The sequence below is a fragment of the Enterobacter sp. AN-K1 genome (genome assembly GCF_020971765.1).
Classification (GTDB): domain Bacteria; phylum Pseudomonadota; class Gammaproteobacteria; order Enterobacterales; family Enterobacteriaceae; genus Enterobacter; species Enterobacter hormaechei_C.
In genome coordinates, this window is record NZ_CP087390.1 from 4189037 (window position 1) to 4204167 (window position 15131).

Here is a 15131-nt window from a genome sequence, read left to right on the forward strand (position 1 = left end):
TGTAACGAATAACGGGCTTAACGGCCCGTTGCGTTTTTTAGGTTCCAGCTACATTTTGCGGCTCCTGAGGTTGAAATATTGTGCGGTAACCTCATATAGAAAGCGGGTAAGGAATACCTGCCCGTAAGACATGAACTTTTTGAATATTCTTTTTTACTGTTCAGGAGGTACATGATGACTCTGAGAGCTTTTCCCATGTTGAACGATCTCTCCGACTCTCTGTTTGCGGACCGTTTTAACCGTATCGATCGCCTTTTTAGCCAGCTAACCGGCAGTACGCCGTTGCCCTCCACGCCTTCTTACAATATCCGGCGGGTGGGTGATAACCGCTATGAACTGACGCTGAGCGTGCCGGGCTGGAAAGAGAGCGAACTGGAAATTGAAACCGTTGGCGGTCAGCTGAATATCAGCGGTAAACGTGAAGAAGAGAAAACCGAAAACGGCGAAGAAGGGTGGATCCATCGGGGTATCAGCCGCAGCGACTTCCGGGCCAGCTATAGTCTGCCGGAGCATGTGAAAGTAACCGGCGCTTCGCTGGAAAACGGCTTGCTGGCGATTGAATTACACCAGGATATCCCGGAAGAAGAGAAACCGCAGCGCATCGCCATCAACAACAACCCGGCGATTGAACATAAGCCGTAATCATTGATTGACGTTGTTTTCACGCCCGGCAAACGCCGGGCGTTTTGCTAACCTGATGGGGCTTATGCCATTCCGCTCTTTCGCTGCACGCGCGGGCTGGAAGTCACTTTCGATGTGCTTAAAAGGTTTGCTGCCTCTGCATGAGGCTGAACGGGAATGAAATGTGCGAGAAAACAGATTGGTGCGTCTGAATGGACTCGAACCATCGACCCCCACCATGTCAAGGTGGTGCTCTAACCAACTGAGCTACAGACGCAGAATGGTGCGTTCAATTGGACTCGAACCAACGACCCCCACCATGTCAAGGTGGTGCTCTAACCAACTGAGCTATGAACGCATTGTGTTGTCGGTGACAACGGGGACGAATATTAGCGGCACAGCCCCAAGGTGGCAAGAGGGAAAATGCATTTTTCTCTCTGATTTCACGCGATTGCTTCATTACCGCGCAAAGTGAAGAGAAAGTAGCCGCCAGCCGGCGGCTACTGTGTCATTAACGTGCAGCGCGCTGCAAAATTACCGCAGACGGCTGACGTTGCAGGAAGCGCATACGCAGCATCATCATAATGGCCGCAGACGTTAAGCCGATGATAAAGCCCATCCAGAATCCGGCTGGCCCCATGCGATCCACCACCAGATCCGTGAGCGCCAGAATGTACCCGCACGGCAGACCTAGCACCCAGTAAGCGATAAAGGTGATGAAGAAGATGGAACGCGTATCTTTATACCCACGCAGCACGCCGCTGCCAATCACCTGGATGGAGTCAGAGATCTGATAAATGGCCGCCAGCAGCATCAGATGCGAGGCCAGGGTCACTACCTCCGGGTTGTCGTTATAGAGCAGGGCAATTTGCTCACGCAACAGCACGGTAAAGAGCGCGGTACAGACTGCCATGCAGACGCCGACGCCGAGGCCGGTGCGGGCTGCCGTTTGCGCGTCCAGCGTCGAGCCTTGCCCCAGACGGAAGCCCACGCGAATCGTCACCGCGGCAGCCAGGGACATCGGCAGGACGAACATCAAAGAGCTGAAGTTCAGGGCGATCTGGTGTCCTGCGACATCAATAATCCCTAACGGCGAGACCAGCAGGGCGACGACGGCAAACAGCGTCACTTCGAAGAACAGCGCCAGCGCAATGGGTAACCCCAGCTGAATGAGACGGGTCATGAGCGTCCAGTCGGGTGCGCTGAACGAGGCGTCGTTACGAATGTCACGCATGGATCGCGCATGTTTAATGTAGGTGAGCATACAACCGAACATCACCCAGTACACCGCAGCCGTTGCCACGCCGCAGCCCACGCCGCCGAGTTCCGGCATGCCAAAATGACCGTAAATGAAGATATAGTTCACGGGAATGTTCACCAGCAAGCCGATAAAGCCCATCACCATGCCCGGCTTGGTTTTTGCCAGCCCTTCACACTGGTTACGTGCCACCTGGAAGAACAGATAGCCGGGCGCGCCCCAGAGCAGGGCGCGCAGATAACCGACCGCCTTATCCGCCAGCGCCGGGTCGATATTATGCATGGCGCGAATAATATACCCGGCGTTCCACAGGACGATCATAATCAGGACGGAGACCCCCCCGGCCAGCCAGAAGCCCTGGCGCACCTGATGGGCCACGCGGTCCCGTCGACCGGAGCCGTTAAACTGCGCGATAACGGGCGTCAGCGCCAGCAGCAGGCCGTGACCAAAAAGAATGGCCGGAAGCCAGATTGAGGTTCCGATCGCCACGGCGGCCATATCGGTGGCGCTGTAACCACCGGCCATTACCGTATCCACAAATCCCATTGCGGTTTGGGCTACCTGCGCGACGATCACCGGTATGGCCAGTGCCAATAACTGACGCGCTTCGATCATATACTTCTGCACGTGAACACCTTTGTATTGTAGTTATTTGAGAGACTAAAAAGGCCGCCGTTACTGGCAGCAAGAAGAAAAAACAGAGGGATGCCAGCTATTGTAGCGGGGTTTAACTAATTATCTAGTGAAAAAATCGCCAGAAATTGCGCATCACTGGCAACCTGTTTTTTCAACTGTTATTGTGGTGGGATTATACGGTGTCATCGCCGTTCGGAATGAACAGGAGCTGTAAGCATGTTTACTGGTATTGTGCAGGGCACTGCCAAAGTGGTGTCCATTGATGAAAAACCGAATTTCCGCACTCACGTAGTTGAGCTGCCTGAATATATGCTCGACGGCATTGAAACCGGGGCGTCGATAGCGCATAACGGCTGCTGCCTGACGGTGACCGAAATTAACGGTAACCAGATAAGCTTTGATTTAATGAAAGAGACGCTGCGTATCACTAACCTGGGTGAGCTGGTGGTGGGAGATATCGTTAACGTTGAACGCGCGGCGAAATTCAGCGATGAGATTGGCGGGCATCTGATGTCGGGCCATATTATGACCACCGCAGAAGTGGCGAAAATCGTGACCTCGGAAAATAACCGTCAAATCTGGTTTAAGGTGCAGGATCCGTCATTAATGAAATACATCCTTTATAAAGGATTTATTGGCATCGATGGGATTAGTCTGACCGTCGGTGAAGTGACGCCAACGCGTTTTTGCGTGCATTTAATTCCTGAAACGCTGCAACGTACTACGCTTGGGGCAAAAAAACTGGGGCAGCGCGTAAATATCGAAATTGATCCCCAGACCCAGGCGGTCGTGGATACCGTTGAGCGCGTACTGGCGGCGAAAGAGGCGGCGATAATTAAAACCATGGAAGAAGAATAAAAAATAACCCCGGTTAACCGGGGTTATTTTTTCAGCGAGCCACACGCAGACCGTGCTCAATCCCACGACTAAACACCACCTGCCACAGCTGTATATCCCGCGCACGGAACGCGCCCGCACAGGCATTCAGATAATAGCTAAACATCCGTTTGAATCGTTCCGAATAGTTGTCGGCGATTTCAGGCCATGCAGCCTGGAAACGTTCATGCCAGGCCATCAGGGTGGTGTCGTAATCTGCGCCGAAGTTATGCCAGTCTTCCACAATAAAATGCGGTTCGCTGGCGTTCGCAATCTGGCGAACAGAGGGTAAACAGCCATTCGGGAAGATATATTTGTTGATCCAGGGATCCACATTGTTATCGGTGCGTTTAGAGCCGATGGTGTGTAGCAGGAAAATTCCCTCAGGCTTCAGGTTACGATCGGCGACCTCGAAGTAAGTCTTGTAGTTCTTCGGCCCCACGTGCTCGAACATACCTACGGAAACAATGCGATCGAACTGCTCGTTCAGGTCGCGGTAGTCCTGAAGCCGAATATCAACATCCAGACCCAGACAGCGTTCCTGCGCCATCTTCTGCTGTTCAGCCGAAATCGTGACGCCGACTACGCTGACGCCGTAATTTTTAGCCATAAACCAGGCAAGACCACCCCAGCCACAGCCGATGTCCAGCACACGCATACCGGGCTGTAACTGCAATTTATCGCAGATCAGTTGCAGCTTGTCCTGCTGCGCCTCTTCCAGGGTCGTCGCTTTTTTCCAGTATCCGCAGGAGTACTGCATTAAAGGATCGAGCATACGGCTGAACAGATCGTTGCCCAGGTCGTAATGCTCTTTACCGACGATCCACGCCCGTTTTTTACTTTGCAGATTGAACAGGCGGGCGGAGGCGATACGTAAGGTATCTTTGAAATGACGAGGGAGCTGTTTTTCAAGACCGGCGCGTAATACGCTGGAGAAGAACATATCCAGCCGCTCACACTCCCACCAGCCGTCCATATAGCTTTCACCCAGCCCTAACGACCCCTCCTGTAACACGCGTTTGAAAAAATCGGGATGCTTTATCTGGGGATCGGAGGGGGATGAGCCATTAATCGTAATGCCCGCACGTCCCAACAGTTCACTGACGATCCGGGACCAGTTATCGTCCGGAACGCTGACTTCTTCTATACACGATGAACTCATAGCTTCTCCATCACCTTGCTGTGATCAGAACCTTAAAACAGCGTAGACGCTTTTTTGGTTTGTGAGAAATCTCACGGTAAATGCCCGCGAGGCTAATATCCGACGTAGAACAGAGGAAGGGAGATAACCCTTGCCGAAATGCCTTCCATGGTAAAACGGGAGCGCTCCGGCTCCCGTTAACACTTAATATTTATCGTATTTAATCGAACCAAATTTAGTATAGGCCGCAAAATTTGGTGATTCAACAGAAAATTGTTAGCAACCTAATCACTGGTATTTAACATAGTTTCCCGCGCAATCAGGCGTGCGACGTTTCTGTCTGCGCGTTTTCACTCTGCTCGCGATGGGCTGAGGACTGCATCCGATAGCCCAAACCCGACAGCGCAACGGTGACCAACATCACGCTGGTGGTGGTGAGCAGCGGGGTTGCAATCAACGCAGAGACCACGAGACTTGCCAGGAAGCACAGGCCAAGTTGCAGGGTATTTTGCAGCGCGGCAGCGCGGCCTGTCGCCTGCGGAAATGGACGCAACGCCTGGGCTACAACAATAGGGTAGATGGCCCCGTTAGCGATCGCCATGACGCAGAACGGAATCAAAATTTCTGCAAGCCCGGCGCCGGGAATAAAGCCGACAGCCCAGGTCGCAATCACGCTTAGCGCATACAGCACCAGCAGCCAGGGCAGCATCTGTTGGCCTTCCCATTTTTGCAGCGCGGCGCGACAGCCATAGCCACCCACCAGGAAGGCGATGGTCTGTGGTACATAACTCAGGCCGATAGCCGCCGGGCTGTAGCCCATGTCATGCAGAATGAACGGCGAACCGGTTAGCCAGGCAAAGAAGCTGGCAGAGCAGGCAGCATAAATCAGCACGTTACCGCGATAGGCTTTCGACCACAGTAAAGAGGTAAAGGTGATGGGCTTTGCGTCCGGATGCGTCTCTTTTTTATGCGCAGGTTTAAGCCCGAAAGCAGGCAGCATCAGGACCAGCGTAATAGCAAAGAGCGTGGCGAAGATGGCCTGCCAGTCGAAATGCGCCAGGATCCAGCTGCCCAGTAACGGGGCAAGCGCCGGCGACAGGCCGACCAGCGGCATAATAGTGGCGAATATGCGGTTAGTGCGCGAGGCGGGGTAGTAATCGGTCACCAGCGCCTGCCAGGTCACCGCTGCGGCGCAGACACCGACCGCCTGAATAAAGCGCAGCGCCAGCAACCAGGCGGCATCGCGGACCCACAGCATGCCCAGACAGCCTACGGCAAAAATCGCCAGCCCCAACAACAGGACGGGCTTACGGCCAAAACGATCCGAGAGCGGCCCCCACAGCAATTGCGCAAAAGCAAAGCCAGCGAGGAACAAACTTAAACTGGCGCTGATGGCGGCGGCAGGGGTTTGCAAATCTTCCTGCATCGCGGCGAACGCGGGCAGATACATATCGGTCGCCAAAAAGCCCAGCACGCTCAAGCCGCCGAGCCAGACTAAAAATCCTTTCCTGGGTTGCACTTTTTTTCTCCTGAGGAGGCAGGTGTACGTTGGCGCAGAGTGTAGGGAGTGCAAAGCGGCTTGTGAAACGCTAATATTTGGCGGGTGCATTCAAAAAATTTGCAGGCTAAAGATGTGGTCAGATTATTCCCTTGAAGTGGTTGATGCCGTGGCGCGTAACGGCAGCTTTACCGGTGCCGCCCAGGAGCTGCATCGCGTTCCCTCGGCTATCAGCTATACGGTGCGCCAGCTGGAAGCGTGGCTGGCGGTCCCGCTGTTCGAGCGGCGCCATCGCGACGTGGAGCTCACGCCTGCCGGAGCGTGGTTTTTGAAGGAAGGGCGGTCTGTTATCAAAAAAATGCAGATCACCCGTGAGCAGTGCCAGCAGATCGCCAACGGCTGGCGCGGGCATCTCGCTATCGCGGTGGATAACATCGTTAAGCCGGAGCGGACCCGGCAGATGATCGTCGATTTCTATCGTCATTTTTCCGACGTCGAACTGCGTGTTTCGCAGGAAGTGTTCAACGGCGTCTGGGATGCGCTGGCGGACGGCAGGGCGGAGATGGCGATTGGTGCAACCCAGGCGATCCCGGTTGGGGGGCGCTACGCGTTTCGCGACATGGGCATGCTGAGCTGGACCTGCGTGGTCGCACGCGATCACCCGCTGGCGGCGCTGGAAGGTCCGCTGAGCGATGACACCTTACGCAACTGGCCCTCGCTGGTGCTGGAAGATACCTCCCGCTCGCTGCCCAAGCGCATTACCTGGCTGCTGGATAATCAGCGCCGCGTGGTCGCGCCGGACTGGGAGTCGTCGGCCACCTGTCTGAGCGCGGGGCTGTGCGTTGGCATGGTGCCGGTGCATTTTGCGCGCCCGCGCATCGATGCGGGAGAGTGGGTGGCCTTGACGCTGGAAAACCCCTTCCCGGATGCCGCGTGCTGTCTGACGTGGCAGCAAAACGACGTCTCGCCCGCCATGGCCTGGCTGCTGGATTATCTGGGCGACAGCGAAACGCTGAACCGGGAGTGGTTGCGGGAACCAGCATAGCTGGCCCCGTAATGAGATTAACGACGGTAGTCGCGGAACGGACCGTCCGCAACGGAACGGCGTTCAATCAGGCGCGGGTGAACTTCAATGGACTGGGACTGTTCACGCTTGTTGACGATCCTGTCCAGCAGCATGTTGAAGGCCGTTTCACCCAGCGAATCTTTCGGCTGGTGAATGGTGGTCAGCGCCGGGGTAAAGAAGCGGGCGTTGCGCACGTTGTCATAGCCGATCACAGAGATATCCTGCGGGACGCGCAGGCCGAGTTCATCCGCCGCGCAGAGCGCGCCCATCGCCATGATGTCGCCGCCGCAGAACACCGCGGTAGGGCGATGCGGCTGGGAGACGATCTGCTGCATGGCGCGATAGCCCGACTCCGGCTCGAAGTCGCCCTGAACAATCCAGTTTTCCGGCACGGTGATCAGCGCCTCTTCCATCGCTTTCATGAAACCGGCCAGACGGCCAGCCCCGGTGTTACGCTCCAGCGGACCCGGGATCACGCCAATTTCACGATGACCGCGTTCTACCAGATAACGCCCCGCCATGTAGCCGCCTTCAAAGGCGTTATCAATAACGGAGTCGGTGAAGTCTGCGCGCGCTTCGCCCCAGTCCATGACCACCATCGGAATGTGGCGATACTCTTCCAGCATGGAAAGGACCGACTCGGGGTATTCAGAACACATTACCAGCAGGCCGTCGACGCGCTTTTGCGCCATCATTGACAGGTAAGCGCGCTGTTTTTCAATGTTGTTCCACGCGTTGCCCAGAATCAGGGTATAGCCTTTCTGGAAGCAGTTTTTTTCAACGGCTTCGATGATTTCAGCAAAGTAGGCCGCTTCACTGCTGGTGGCCAGCAGGCCAATCGATTTGGTGTGATTAACCTTCAGGCTGCGGGCGACGGCACTTGGCGAGTAGTGCAGTTCTTTGATTGCCGCCCAGACGGCATTACGCGTCTCTTCAGCGACGAAACGCGTTTTGTTAATAACATGTGATACGGTTGTGGTGGAAACGTTTGCGCGTTTTGCTACGTCTTTAATTGTTGCCATTAAATGTCACTCCAGACCATATCCTAAGCTCCTGAAAAAATTGAAGGTAAACGTTTGCCTTCTCTCACCCTTATCACGCAAACATGAGTTGCGACACGCCGGGAAAACGACACAGGACGTCAGGAGGGGGTCAGTGGCCGGTACGCTAATAAATTTAGCGTGGAATTTTGTCCTATCTTGATGAAAAGGGGAAGAGGTAAAGTGGATATCCGCTTAAATCCTGGAAGATTTTTGACCTGAACTGTGTAAAAATGAGCAAGCTCACTTTTCGTAGGGTGAATAAAAGGAGAAAAATTGATGAGTACCGATCTGAAGTTTTCGCTGTTTACCACCATTGTTGTTCTTGCCCTGATTGTTGCGGGTGGTTTAACCGCTGCGCTGCACTGATTCAGGAGGGGGGAGAACCTTCTCCCTCTCTTGCCGCTATTGTTACCTCTCCGGCAAAAATCTTTTGCCAAAATGTTAACTTCTCATTTTTTGTGATTGATGTCATGCTTTTGACTTCTTAGTTCTGTGCCGGGTTATGGCACGGTATCCGGAGTCTCTTCATGAAAATCAATTTTCCCCTGCTGGCCCTGGCGATTGGCGCCTTTGGGATTGGCACCACTGAATTCTCCCCTATGGGGTTATTGCCTGTTATCGCCCGGGGTGTGGACGTCTCAATTCCTGCGGCCGGTATGTTAATTAGCGCCTACGCGATTGGCGTGATGGTGGGCGCGCCGCTGATGACGCTGCTGCTTTCCCACCGCGCTCGCCGCAATGCGCTGATTTTCCTGATGGCGATTTTCACTCTCGGAAATGTGCTTTCCGCGATTTCGCCCGATTACACCACTCTGATGCTTTCGCGCATTCTGACCAGCCTCAACCATGGCGCCTTCTTCGGACTGGGCTCGGTTGTTGCCGCCAGCGTGGTGCCAAAACATAAGCAGGCCAGCGCGGTAGCCACTATGTTCATGGGCCTCACCATCGCTAATATCGGCGGCGTTCCCGCTGCCACCTGGCTGGGAGAAGCCATCGGCTGGCGTATGTCTTTCCTCGCAACCGCCGGACTGGGCGTGGTCGCGATGGTTGCGCTGTTCTTCTCACTGCCGAAAGGAAGTGCGGGAGAACGTCCGGAAGTACGTAAAGAGCTGGCGGTGCTGATGCGTCCTCAGGTGTTGTCCGCGCTGCTCACCACGGTACTGGGGGCGGGGGCGATGTTTACGCTCTACACCTATATCTCCCCGGTGCTGCACGACATTACCCACGCAACGCCACTCTTTGTTACCGCGATGCTGGTGCTGATTGGTGTCGGGTTCTCGATTGGCAACTATCTCGGCGGGAAATTTGCCGACCGCTCCGTCAGCGGGACGCTGAAAGGTTTTTTAACGCTGCTGATTGTCATCATGGTGGCGATCCCGTGGCTGGCGCGTAACGAAGTGGGTGCCGCGATTGCCATGGTGGTGTGGGGCGCCACAACCTTTGCCGTGGTGCCACCGTTGCAGATGCGTGTAATGCGCGTTGCGCACGAAGCGCCGGGGCTCTCTTCGTCGGTGAATATCGGTGCGTTTAACCTGGGCAATGCGTTGGGGGCCGCAGCGGGCGGGGCGGTGATCTCCGGTGGTTTGGGTTACAGCTTTGTGCCGGTGATGGGGGCGATCATTGCTGCACTCGGCCTGCTGCTGGTGATGATGTCTGGTCGTAAACAGCCTGAAGCGGTGTGTACGGCGGAATAAACAAAAACGCAGAAGGGCTGCCCCTTCTGCGTGTCTCTTACGCGGCGAAGTTCTTCGCAACAAATTCCCAGTTAACCAGTGCCCAGAAGTGTTCCAGGTAGTTCGGGCGCGCATTACGGTAATCAATGTAATAGGCGTGTTCCCATACGTCCACGGTCATCAGCGGCGTGGCGCTGGTGGTCAGAGGGGTACCCGCATTAGAAGTGGAAACGATAGCCAGTTTGCCATCAGCCTCTTTTACCAGCCAGGTCCAGCCGGAGCCAAAGTTTTTAACGGCTGCGTCAGTAAACTTCGTTTTAAAATCCGCGAAACTGCCGAACGCGGCGTTAATCGCTGCCGCCAGCTCACCGGTAGGTTCTCCGCCTGCATTGGGGGCCAGGCAGTGCCAGTAGAAGGTGTGGTTCCACACCTGTGCGGCGTTGTTGAATACGCCGCCGTCTGAACTGCGCACGATCTCTTCCAGCGTTTTGCCTTCAAAATCGGTGCCCTTGATCAGATTGTTCAGGTTGGTGACATAGGTCTGGTGATGCTTGCCGTAATGGTACTCCAGGGTTTCCGCGGAAATGTGCGGGGCCAGGGCGTCTTTTGCATACGGTAGTGCAGGTAATTCGAACGACATTGCTTCTCTCCTTATAGTTTTATACGTTGCCAATAACCCTACAGACAACAAGGACAGAATAGCAAATTGAAAGGGTATGCAAAAGAGGAACTTACCCTGCCATGGAGGCGGCAGGGCAGGGTTTAGCGAATGGTTTTTGGCGTCATCACGCGGCGCGCACCCACATAGTGGCGCACCCAATAATCTTCGCTGAGAGAGGTGATCTGAATGTCCTGACCGCTGCGCGGTGACTGGATAAATTTACCGTTACCCACATACACCCCAACGTGATCGGCCGTACCGCGTCCCTGGGTGCGGAAGAACACCAGGTCGCCATTTTGCAGTTCGCCACGGTTTACAGGCGCGGCGTCGCGCAGATGGTACATCTCATTGGCGGTGCGTGGAATGCGAAACTTCACCAGATCTTTATAGGCATAATAAACCAGCCCACTACAGTCAAAACCGGTGCGCGGAGAGGTGCCACCCCAGCGATACGGTTTACCTATTTGCCCCATCAGTTTGTTCATCGCCGTTTTTTGCGCTTTCTGCATACGCGCTTTATGCACGTCAGCCAGCTTCGTCACTTTTGCGCATTTCGTTTTATGGCCCTTGCGCACGGTGCATTTTTCATTCACCAGGCTGGCGGTCGTGCGGGTGGTTTTGTGCGTGCCGGAACGGAGAGTTTTGGGTTTACTGGAGGCGGTCTTTTTGGTCTGAGCGGTGGTTTTCTTCTTTACTGTTTTACTGGTGGTTTTTTTCTTACGTTCTGTGGTTTTTGCCAGATGCGATTTTTGTACAGCAGAATGCCGCGCCTGTTCAGAGGCGTTCGCCGCTGGCGTAAATGAGAGTGTGGTAAACAGTAAAGCACAGAGCGTCATCGAGATTTTAGTTATCCGCGCCACTGGGCAGTCCCCTGATAAATGCAGGCCACAATGCATACCCGCGTGAGATTTACAAAACCTGTCGATTCTAATCCATAAATTCAGAAGAAGTTAATAGCATTTTTCATTCAAAAATTATGTTTCGTTAGCAAGTGCAAAAAAATTCACCATTCTGACGCACTCCTGTTCGCTCCTTAAGCAAAACCGCACCCCGTCTGGGGATAAACGACATTAGCAATGCAACTTTATGCGATAAGCGATAAAATAATTAGACGTGACAAAAATGTTATTTTCCGATGTCGGCCTGACCCGCTACAATGTCAGACTGATGCCGTAACAGAAGTTAAAGGAAGCAAGACATGAGCACCACTATTGAAAAAATTCAGCGCCAGATCGCTGAAAACCCGATTCTCCTGTACATGAAAGGTTCTCCGAAGCTGCCAAGCTGCGGCTTCTCCGCGCAAGCGGTTCAGGCGCTGTCCGCCTGTGGTGAGCGTTTTGCTTACGTTGATATCCTGCAAAACCCGGACATTCGCGCTGAACTGCCAAAATACGCCAACTGGCCGACCTTCCCACAGCTGTGGGTTGATGGTGAACTGGTCGGCGGATGCGACATCCTGATTGAAATGTATCAGCGCGGCGAACTGCAACAGCTGATCAAAGAGACTGCGGCGAAGTATAAAACCGAAGAGCCGGACGCAGAGTAAGTTTTCTGCGGATATAAAAAAGCGACCACATTATGTTGGTCGCTTTTTTTTGCCTGTGGGACTGTTGATTACCCAACCTACGATTGAAGATCGGCCTCGTCGCCCATCGGCAGCGGCCAGCCGCCGAGACGTTTCCAGCGGTTGACGATCTCACAGAACAGCTCCGCCGTACGCTCGGTGTCGTATAACGCGGAATGCGCCTGGGTGCCGTCAAACGCAATACCCGCCGTGATGCAGGCTTTAGAGAGCACGGTTTGCCCCAGCGCCAGGCCGCTCAGCGCGGCGGTGTCGAAGGTCACAAACGGATGGAATGGATTACGCTTGAGCGAGGCACGCTCGGCGGCAGCCATAGTGAAGCTGTGATCAAAGGTGGCATTGTGGGCCACCATGATGGCGCGGCTACAGTCATTCTCTTTCATGCCTTTGCGCACCATTTTGAAAATGGCGTGCAGCGCCTCGTATTCGCTTACCGCCCCGCGCAGCGGGTTTGTCGGATCGATACCGTTAAAGGCCAGCGCCTCTGGCTGTAAGTTTGCCCCTTCAAAGGGTTCAACGTGGAAATGCAGCGTGGTGTCCGGTACAAGCCAGCCCTGTTCATCCATCTTCAGCGTGATGGCGGCAATCTCAAGCAGCGCATCGGTTTTAGCGTTAAATCCGGCTGTTTCAACATCAATGACAACGGGATAAAAACCACGAAAACGGTCGCACAGACCGGTAAATTGAGCGTTATCGGACATCAGGGTCTCTTACAAGGGGGAAAAAGCAGTGCGCATTATGGCAAATTTTGAGAGGGGATGCAGCAAAACAACGGGCGCATAGTGCGCCCTGCGGGATCAATTGCCCAGGCCGCGACCAGCGTCTTTGGCTTCGATCAGTTCGATTTTATAACCGTCCGGATCTTCCACAAACGCAATTACGGTGGTACCGCCTTTAACCGGACCGGCTTCACGGGTGACGTTACCGCCATTGCTGCGGATACGTTCGCAGGCTTCGGCGGCGTTATCCACTTCCAGCGCGATGTGGCCGTAAGCTGTACCCAGCTCGTAGCTGTCCACGCCCCAGTTGTAGGTCAGCTCGATGACCGCTTCATCAGATTCCGGGCCGTAACCGACAAACGCCAGAGAGTATTTATATTCCGGATTTTCGCTGGTGCGCAGCAGCTTCATGCCCAGAACGTTAGTGTAGAAATCGATGGAACGTTGCAGGTCGCCAACGCGCAGCATGGTGTGAAGTAGGCGCATAATTTCCTCATTAACCAGTGGAATGGATTATCTTTTTGAACAGAAACGATGTTTTAGTATAGCGGCGAAAGGTCGCCGCTATCAATGTACAAAGCGGGATTACAGTGAAGGGTAGTCGGTATAACCTTCCGCGCCGCCGCCATAGAAGCTTTCAGGACGCTGCGGGTTCAGTTCGGCTTTTTTCTGCAAACGGGCAACCAGATCCGGGTTAGCAATGTAGTCACGGCCAAAGGCCACGGCGTCGATCAGGCCTTTACCGATCAAATCCTCGGCTTTCTCTGCCGTATACGCACCCGCCCCGATAATCACGCCGTGGAAGCGCTCGCGCACTTTCTGACGGAAGGCTTCACTGTAAGGCTTGCCGCCTGCCCAGTCCGGCTCGGACATGTGCAGATAGGCGATACCGCGTTTCGCCAGCTCTTCAATCAGATACAGCGCGTCTGCTTCTTCGTTCGGACCGTTGTCGACGTTCTGGAAAGTACCGATCGGGGAGACACGAATACCAAGGCGGTCTGCGCTCCACTCATTACAAACAGCATCAACCACTTCAAGCACCAGACGCGCGCGGTTTTCAACGCTGCCGCCGTACTGGTCGGTACGCTGGTTGGAAGACGGGGACAGGAACTGATGCAGCAGGTAACCGTGCGCAGAGTGCAGCTCAACCAGGTCGAAGCCCGCTTCACGGGCGTTGGCGACGGCCTGACGGAAATCATTCACAATACCCGGGAGCTCGTCCAGCTCCAGCGCGCGTGGCGTGGTGGTGTCGACGCGGATCGCATTACCGTTTTCATCGCGCAGGGAAGTGCGGGTATTGGCGTTCAGGGCAGAGGCAGAAACCGGCGCCTGACCGCCAGGCTGGATGCTGCTGTGTGAGATACGACCGGTGTGCCACAGCTGAACCGCAATACGGCCATCTTCAGCATGCACGCCTGCGGTGATTTTTTTCCACGCGGCGATCTGTTCCGGGCTGTGCAGACCCGGTGCACCGGCGTAGCCTTTTGCCTGAGCAGAAATCTGCGTGGCTTCGGAGATAATCAGGCCCGAGCTGGCGCGCTGACGGTAATACTCACCCATCAATGGCGTTGGGATATCGCCCGGCTCGATGCTGCGCAGACGGGTAAGTGGGGCCATAAACACGCGGTTTGGGGCAGTAACGGCACCCACTTTCAGTGGGGTAAACAGCTTTTCAGCGGACATAACGGCTCCTGAGTAGACCAGTCGACTAGTAAAAGGGTAAATAAAAACGCCGGCTACACGCCAGGCGCGGTAATACAGTTTTTCACATGCGCCAGCGCGCTTTCGAGCGGCACGGCGCTGCGAGACATTTTTGCTTGCAGGTTGGCGCCTAACCAGAGGGAATAGAGCACCTGTGCCTGCGTGAGCGGATCGCCGGAGAAGGAGAGCGTTTTTTCATTGCGCCCGCTCTCCAGCGCCTGAGCCAGCAGGGCAATCACGCCGCTGGCTCCTTTATCCATGGCGGTGCGCATATCTTCGGAGAGATCGCACACTTCGGCAGACAGTTTTACCGTCAGGCAGCCGCTGATGATGCCCTGCTGACAGAACTGCGTCAGCGTTTCCTGATAGTAGTTCAGAACACGATCCCGGTAGTCACCTTTACTGCTGGCGAAGTGGGTTGCCAGGCGCTGATGGTAGCTGGCGTAGTGCCGCTCCAGCATGGCAACGCCAAACGCCTCTTTGGATCGAAAATAGTGATAAAACGATCCCTTAGGTACTTCAGCGGTTTTTAACAATTCGCTCAGCCCCATACCGGTAAACCCGCGATGCATGCAAAGGCGCTCGCCGGTAGCCAGCAAATGTTCTCGTGTATCGTGTTCAGTGTGTCTGCTCATGCCCTTACTCTAATAGACCGT

Annotated in this window: 16 protein-coding genes and 2 tRNA genes; 6 read left to right on the plus strand and 12 right to left on the minus strand. The window is 54.7% G+C overall.

Going from position 1 to position 15131, the window contains the following annotated elements:
• Window positions 1-171 precede the first annotated feature (171 nt).
• Window positions 172-642, plus strand: coding sequence for an Hsp20 family protein (locus LOC22_RS19910; RefSeq protein WP_026080712.1), 471 nt, complete (start codon window positions 172-174; stop codon window positions 640-642).
• A 179-nt stretch (window positions 643-821) separates the two neighbouring features.
• Here the strand turns inward: LOC22_RS19910 and LOC22_RS19915 are convergent.
• The 3 genes from LOC22_RS19915 to mdtK all read right to left on the minus strand — a co-directional run bounded on the left by LOC22_RS19915 (window position 822) and on the right by mdtK (window position 2506).
• Window positions 822-898 (minus strand) — tRNA-Val (locus LOC22_RS19915).
• Between the two features lie 4 nt (window positions 899-902).
• Window positions 903-979: transfer RNA gene (locus LOC22_RS19920), tRNA-Val, on the minus strand.
• 153 nt (window positions 980-1132) lie between these two features.
• Entirely contained in the window at window positions 1133-2506 is a 1374-nt protein-coding gene (gene mdtK, locus LOC22_RS19925) for an MdtK family multidrug efflux MATE transporter (protein WP_230239152.1), read from the minus strand.
• Between the two features lie 225 nt (window positions 2507-2731).
• On the opposite strand from mdtK, the gene LOC22_RS19930 reads away from it, so the two are divergent.
• Window positions 2732-3373, plus strand: coding sequence for a riboflavin synthase (locus tag LOC22_RS19930; RefSeq protein ID WP_015570688.1), 642 nt, complete (start codon window positions 2732-2734; stop codon window positions 3371-3373).
• Between the two features lie 31 nt (window positions 3374-3404).
• On the opposite strand, the gene cfa is transcribed toward LOC22_RS19930, so the two are convergent.
• Window positions 3405-4553 (minus strand): cyclopropane fatty acyl phospholipid synthase, encoded by a 1149-nt coding sequence (cfa, locus tag LOC22_RS19935; RefSeq protein ID WP_017384609.1) that lies wholly within the window; start codon window positions 4551-4553, stop codon window positions 3405-3407.
• Window positions 4554-4851: 298 nt separating this feature from the next.
• Window positions 4852-6051 carry a purine nucleoside transporter PunC gene (gene punC / locus LOC22_RS19940; RefSeq protein ID WP_063405505.1) on the minus strand — a complete coding sequence of 400 codons (1200 nt, stop codon included), beginning with the start codon at window positions 6049-6051 and terminating at the stop codon, window positions 4852-4854.
• 112 nt (window positions 6052-6163) lie between these two features.
• Here punC and punR point away from each other — a divergent pair, with 112 nt between their 5' ends.
• Complete coding sequence (gene punR, locus LOC22_RS19945; protein WP_003857638.1) at window positions 6164-7075, plus strand: DNA-binding transcriptional activator PunR; 912 nt, start codon at window positions 6164-6166, stop codon at window positions 7073-7075.
• A gap of 17 nt (window positions 7076-7092) precedes the next feature.
• Here punR and purR read toward each other — a convergent pair whose 3' ends face one another.
• Window positions 7093-8118: an HTH-type transcriptional repressor PurR gene (gene purR, locus LOC22_RS19950; RefSeq protein ID WP_003857634.1), complete on the minus strand. Its 1026-nt coding sequence runs from the start codon at window positions 8116-8118 to the stop codon at window positions 7093-7095.
• A gap of 297 nt (window positions 8119-8415) precedes the next feature.
• Between purR and LOC22_RS19955 the strand changes: the two genes are divergently transcribed.
• Both LOC22_RS19955 and LOC22_RS19960 read left to right on the plus strand, forming a co-directional pair.
• Complete coding sequence (locus LOC22_RS19955; protein WP_003857632.1) at window positions 8416-8505, plus strand: YnhF family membrane protein; 90 nt, start codon at window positions 8416-8418, stop codon at window positions 8503-8505.
• A gap of 161 nt (window positions 8506-8666) precedes the next feature.
• Window positions 8667-9833: an MFS transporter gene (locus LOC22_RS19960; RefSeq protein WP_230239153.1), complete on the plus strand. Its 1167-nt coding sequence runs from the start codon at window positions 8667-8669 to the stop codon at window positions 9831-9833.
• Window positions 9834-9870: 37 nt separating this feature from the next.
• Here LOC22_RS19960 and sodB read toward each other — a convergent pair whose 3' ends face one another.
• Together sodB and LOC22_RS19970 are read right to left on the minus strand one after the other, a co-directional pair.
• Window positions 9871-10452: a superoxide dismutase [Fe] gene (gene sodB, locus LOC22_RS19965; protein WP_023296387.1), complete on the minus strand. Its 582-nt coding sequence runs from the start codon at window positions 10450-10452 to the stop codon at window positions 9871-9873.
• Window positions 10453-10574: 122 nt separating this feature from the next.
• A complete protein-coding gene (locus LOC22_RS19970; protein ID WP_017384605.1) occupies window positions 10575-11333 on the minus strand; it encodes a C40 family peptidase in 759 nt (252 codons plus the stop codon).
• Between the two features lie 338 nt (window positions 11334-11671).
• Here LOC22_RS19970 and grxD point away from each other — a divergent pair, with 338 nt between their 5' ends.
• Window positions 11672-12019, plus strand: a complete 348-nt coding sequence (grxD, locus tag LOC22_RS19975) for a monothiol glutaredoxin 4 (RefSeq protein WP_003832760.1) — start codon at window positions 11672-11674, stop codon at window positions 12017-12019.
• A 77-nt stretch (window positions 12020-12096) separates the two neighbouring features.
• Here grxD and rnt read toward each other — a convergent pair whose 3' ends face one another.
• The 4 genes from rnt to LOC22_RS19995 form a co-directional block, all read right to left on the minus strand.
• Entirely contained in the window at window positions 12097-12756 is a 660-nt protein-coding gene (rnt, locus tag LOC22_RS19980; RefSeq protein ID WP_003857625.1) for a ribonuclease T, read from the minus strand.
• Window positions 12757-12852: 96 nt separating this feature from the next.
• Window positions 12853-13260: a lactoylglutathione lyase gene (gene gloA / locus LOC22_RS19985; protein ID WP_003857623.1), complete on the minus strand. Its 408-nt coding sequence runs from the start codon at window positions 13258-13260 to the stop codon at window positions 12853-12855.
• A 99-nt stretch (window positions 13261-13359) separates the two neighbouring features.
• On the minus strand, window positions 13360-14457 hold the full coding sequence (locus LOC22_RS19990) for an alkene reductase (protein WP_230239154.1): 1098 nt from the start codon (window positions 14455-14457) through the stop codon (window positions 13360-13362).
• 53 nt (window positions 14458-14510) lie between these two features.
• Window positions 14511-15110, minus strand: a complete 600-nt coding sequence (locus LOC22_RS19995) for a TetR/AcrR family transcriptional regulator (RefSeq protein WP_047737601.1) — start codon at window positions 15108-15110, stop codon at window positions 14511-14513.
• Window positions 15111-15131: the final 21 nt, after the last annotated feature.

Excerpts from the sequence above, each read along its gene's own strand:
- LOC22_RS19910 (WP_026080712.1), top strand. The coding sequence starts at position 172 with ATGATGACTCTGAGAGCTTTTCCCATGTTGAACGATCTCTCCGACTCT.
- rnt (WP_003857625.1), bottom strand. The coding sequence starts at position 12,756 with ATGTCCGATAACGCTCAATTTACCGGTCTGTGCGACCGTTTTCGTGGT.
- cfa (WP_017384609.1), bottom strand. The coding sequence starts at position 4,553 with ATGAGTTCATCGTGTATAGAAGAAGTCAGCGTTCCGGACGATAACTGG.
- LOC22_RS19960 (WP_230239153.1), top strand. The coding sequence starts at position 8,667 with ATGAAAATCAATTTTCCCCTGCTGGCCCTGGCGATTGGCGCCTTTGGG.
- LOC22_RS19955 (WP_003857632.1), top strand. The coding sequence starts at position 8,416 with ATGAGTACCGATCTGAAGTTTTCGCTGTTTACCACCATTGTTGTTCTT.
- punR (WP_003857638.1), top strand. The coding sequence starts at position 6,164 with ATGTGGTCAGATTATTCCCTTGAAGTGGTTGATGCCGTGGCGCGTAAC.
- purR (WP_003857634.1), bottom strand. The coding sequence starts at position 8,118 with ATGGCAACAATTAAAGACGTAGCAAAACGCGCAAACGTTTCCACCACA.
- gloA (WP_003857623.1), bottom strand. The coding sequence starts at position 13,260 with ATGCGCCTACTTCACACCATGCTGCGCGTTGGCGACCTGCAACGTTCC.
- grxD (WP_003832760.1), top strand. The coding sequence starts at position 11,672 with ATGAGCACCACTATTGAAAAAATTCAGCGCCAGATCGCTGAAAACCCG.
- LOC22_RS19990 (WP_230239154.1), bottom strand. The coding sequence starts at position 14,457 with ATGTCCGCTGAAAAGCTGTTTACCCCACTGAAAGTGGGTGCCGTTACT.
- LOC22_RS19995 (WP_047737601.1), bottom strand. The coding sequence starts at position 15,110 with ATGAGCAGACACACTGAACACGATACACGAGAACATTTGCTGGCTACC.
- sodB (WP_023296387.1), bottom strand. The coding sequence starts at position 10,452 with ATGTCGTTCGAATTACCTGCACTACCGTATGCAAAAGACGCCCTGGCC.
- LOC22_RS19930 (WP_015570688.1), top strand. The coding sequence starts at position 2,732 with ATGTTTACTGGTATTGTGCAGGGCACTGCCAAAGTGGTGTCCATTGAT.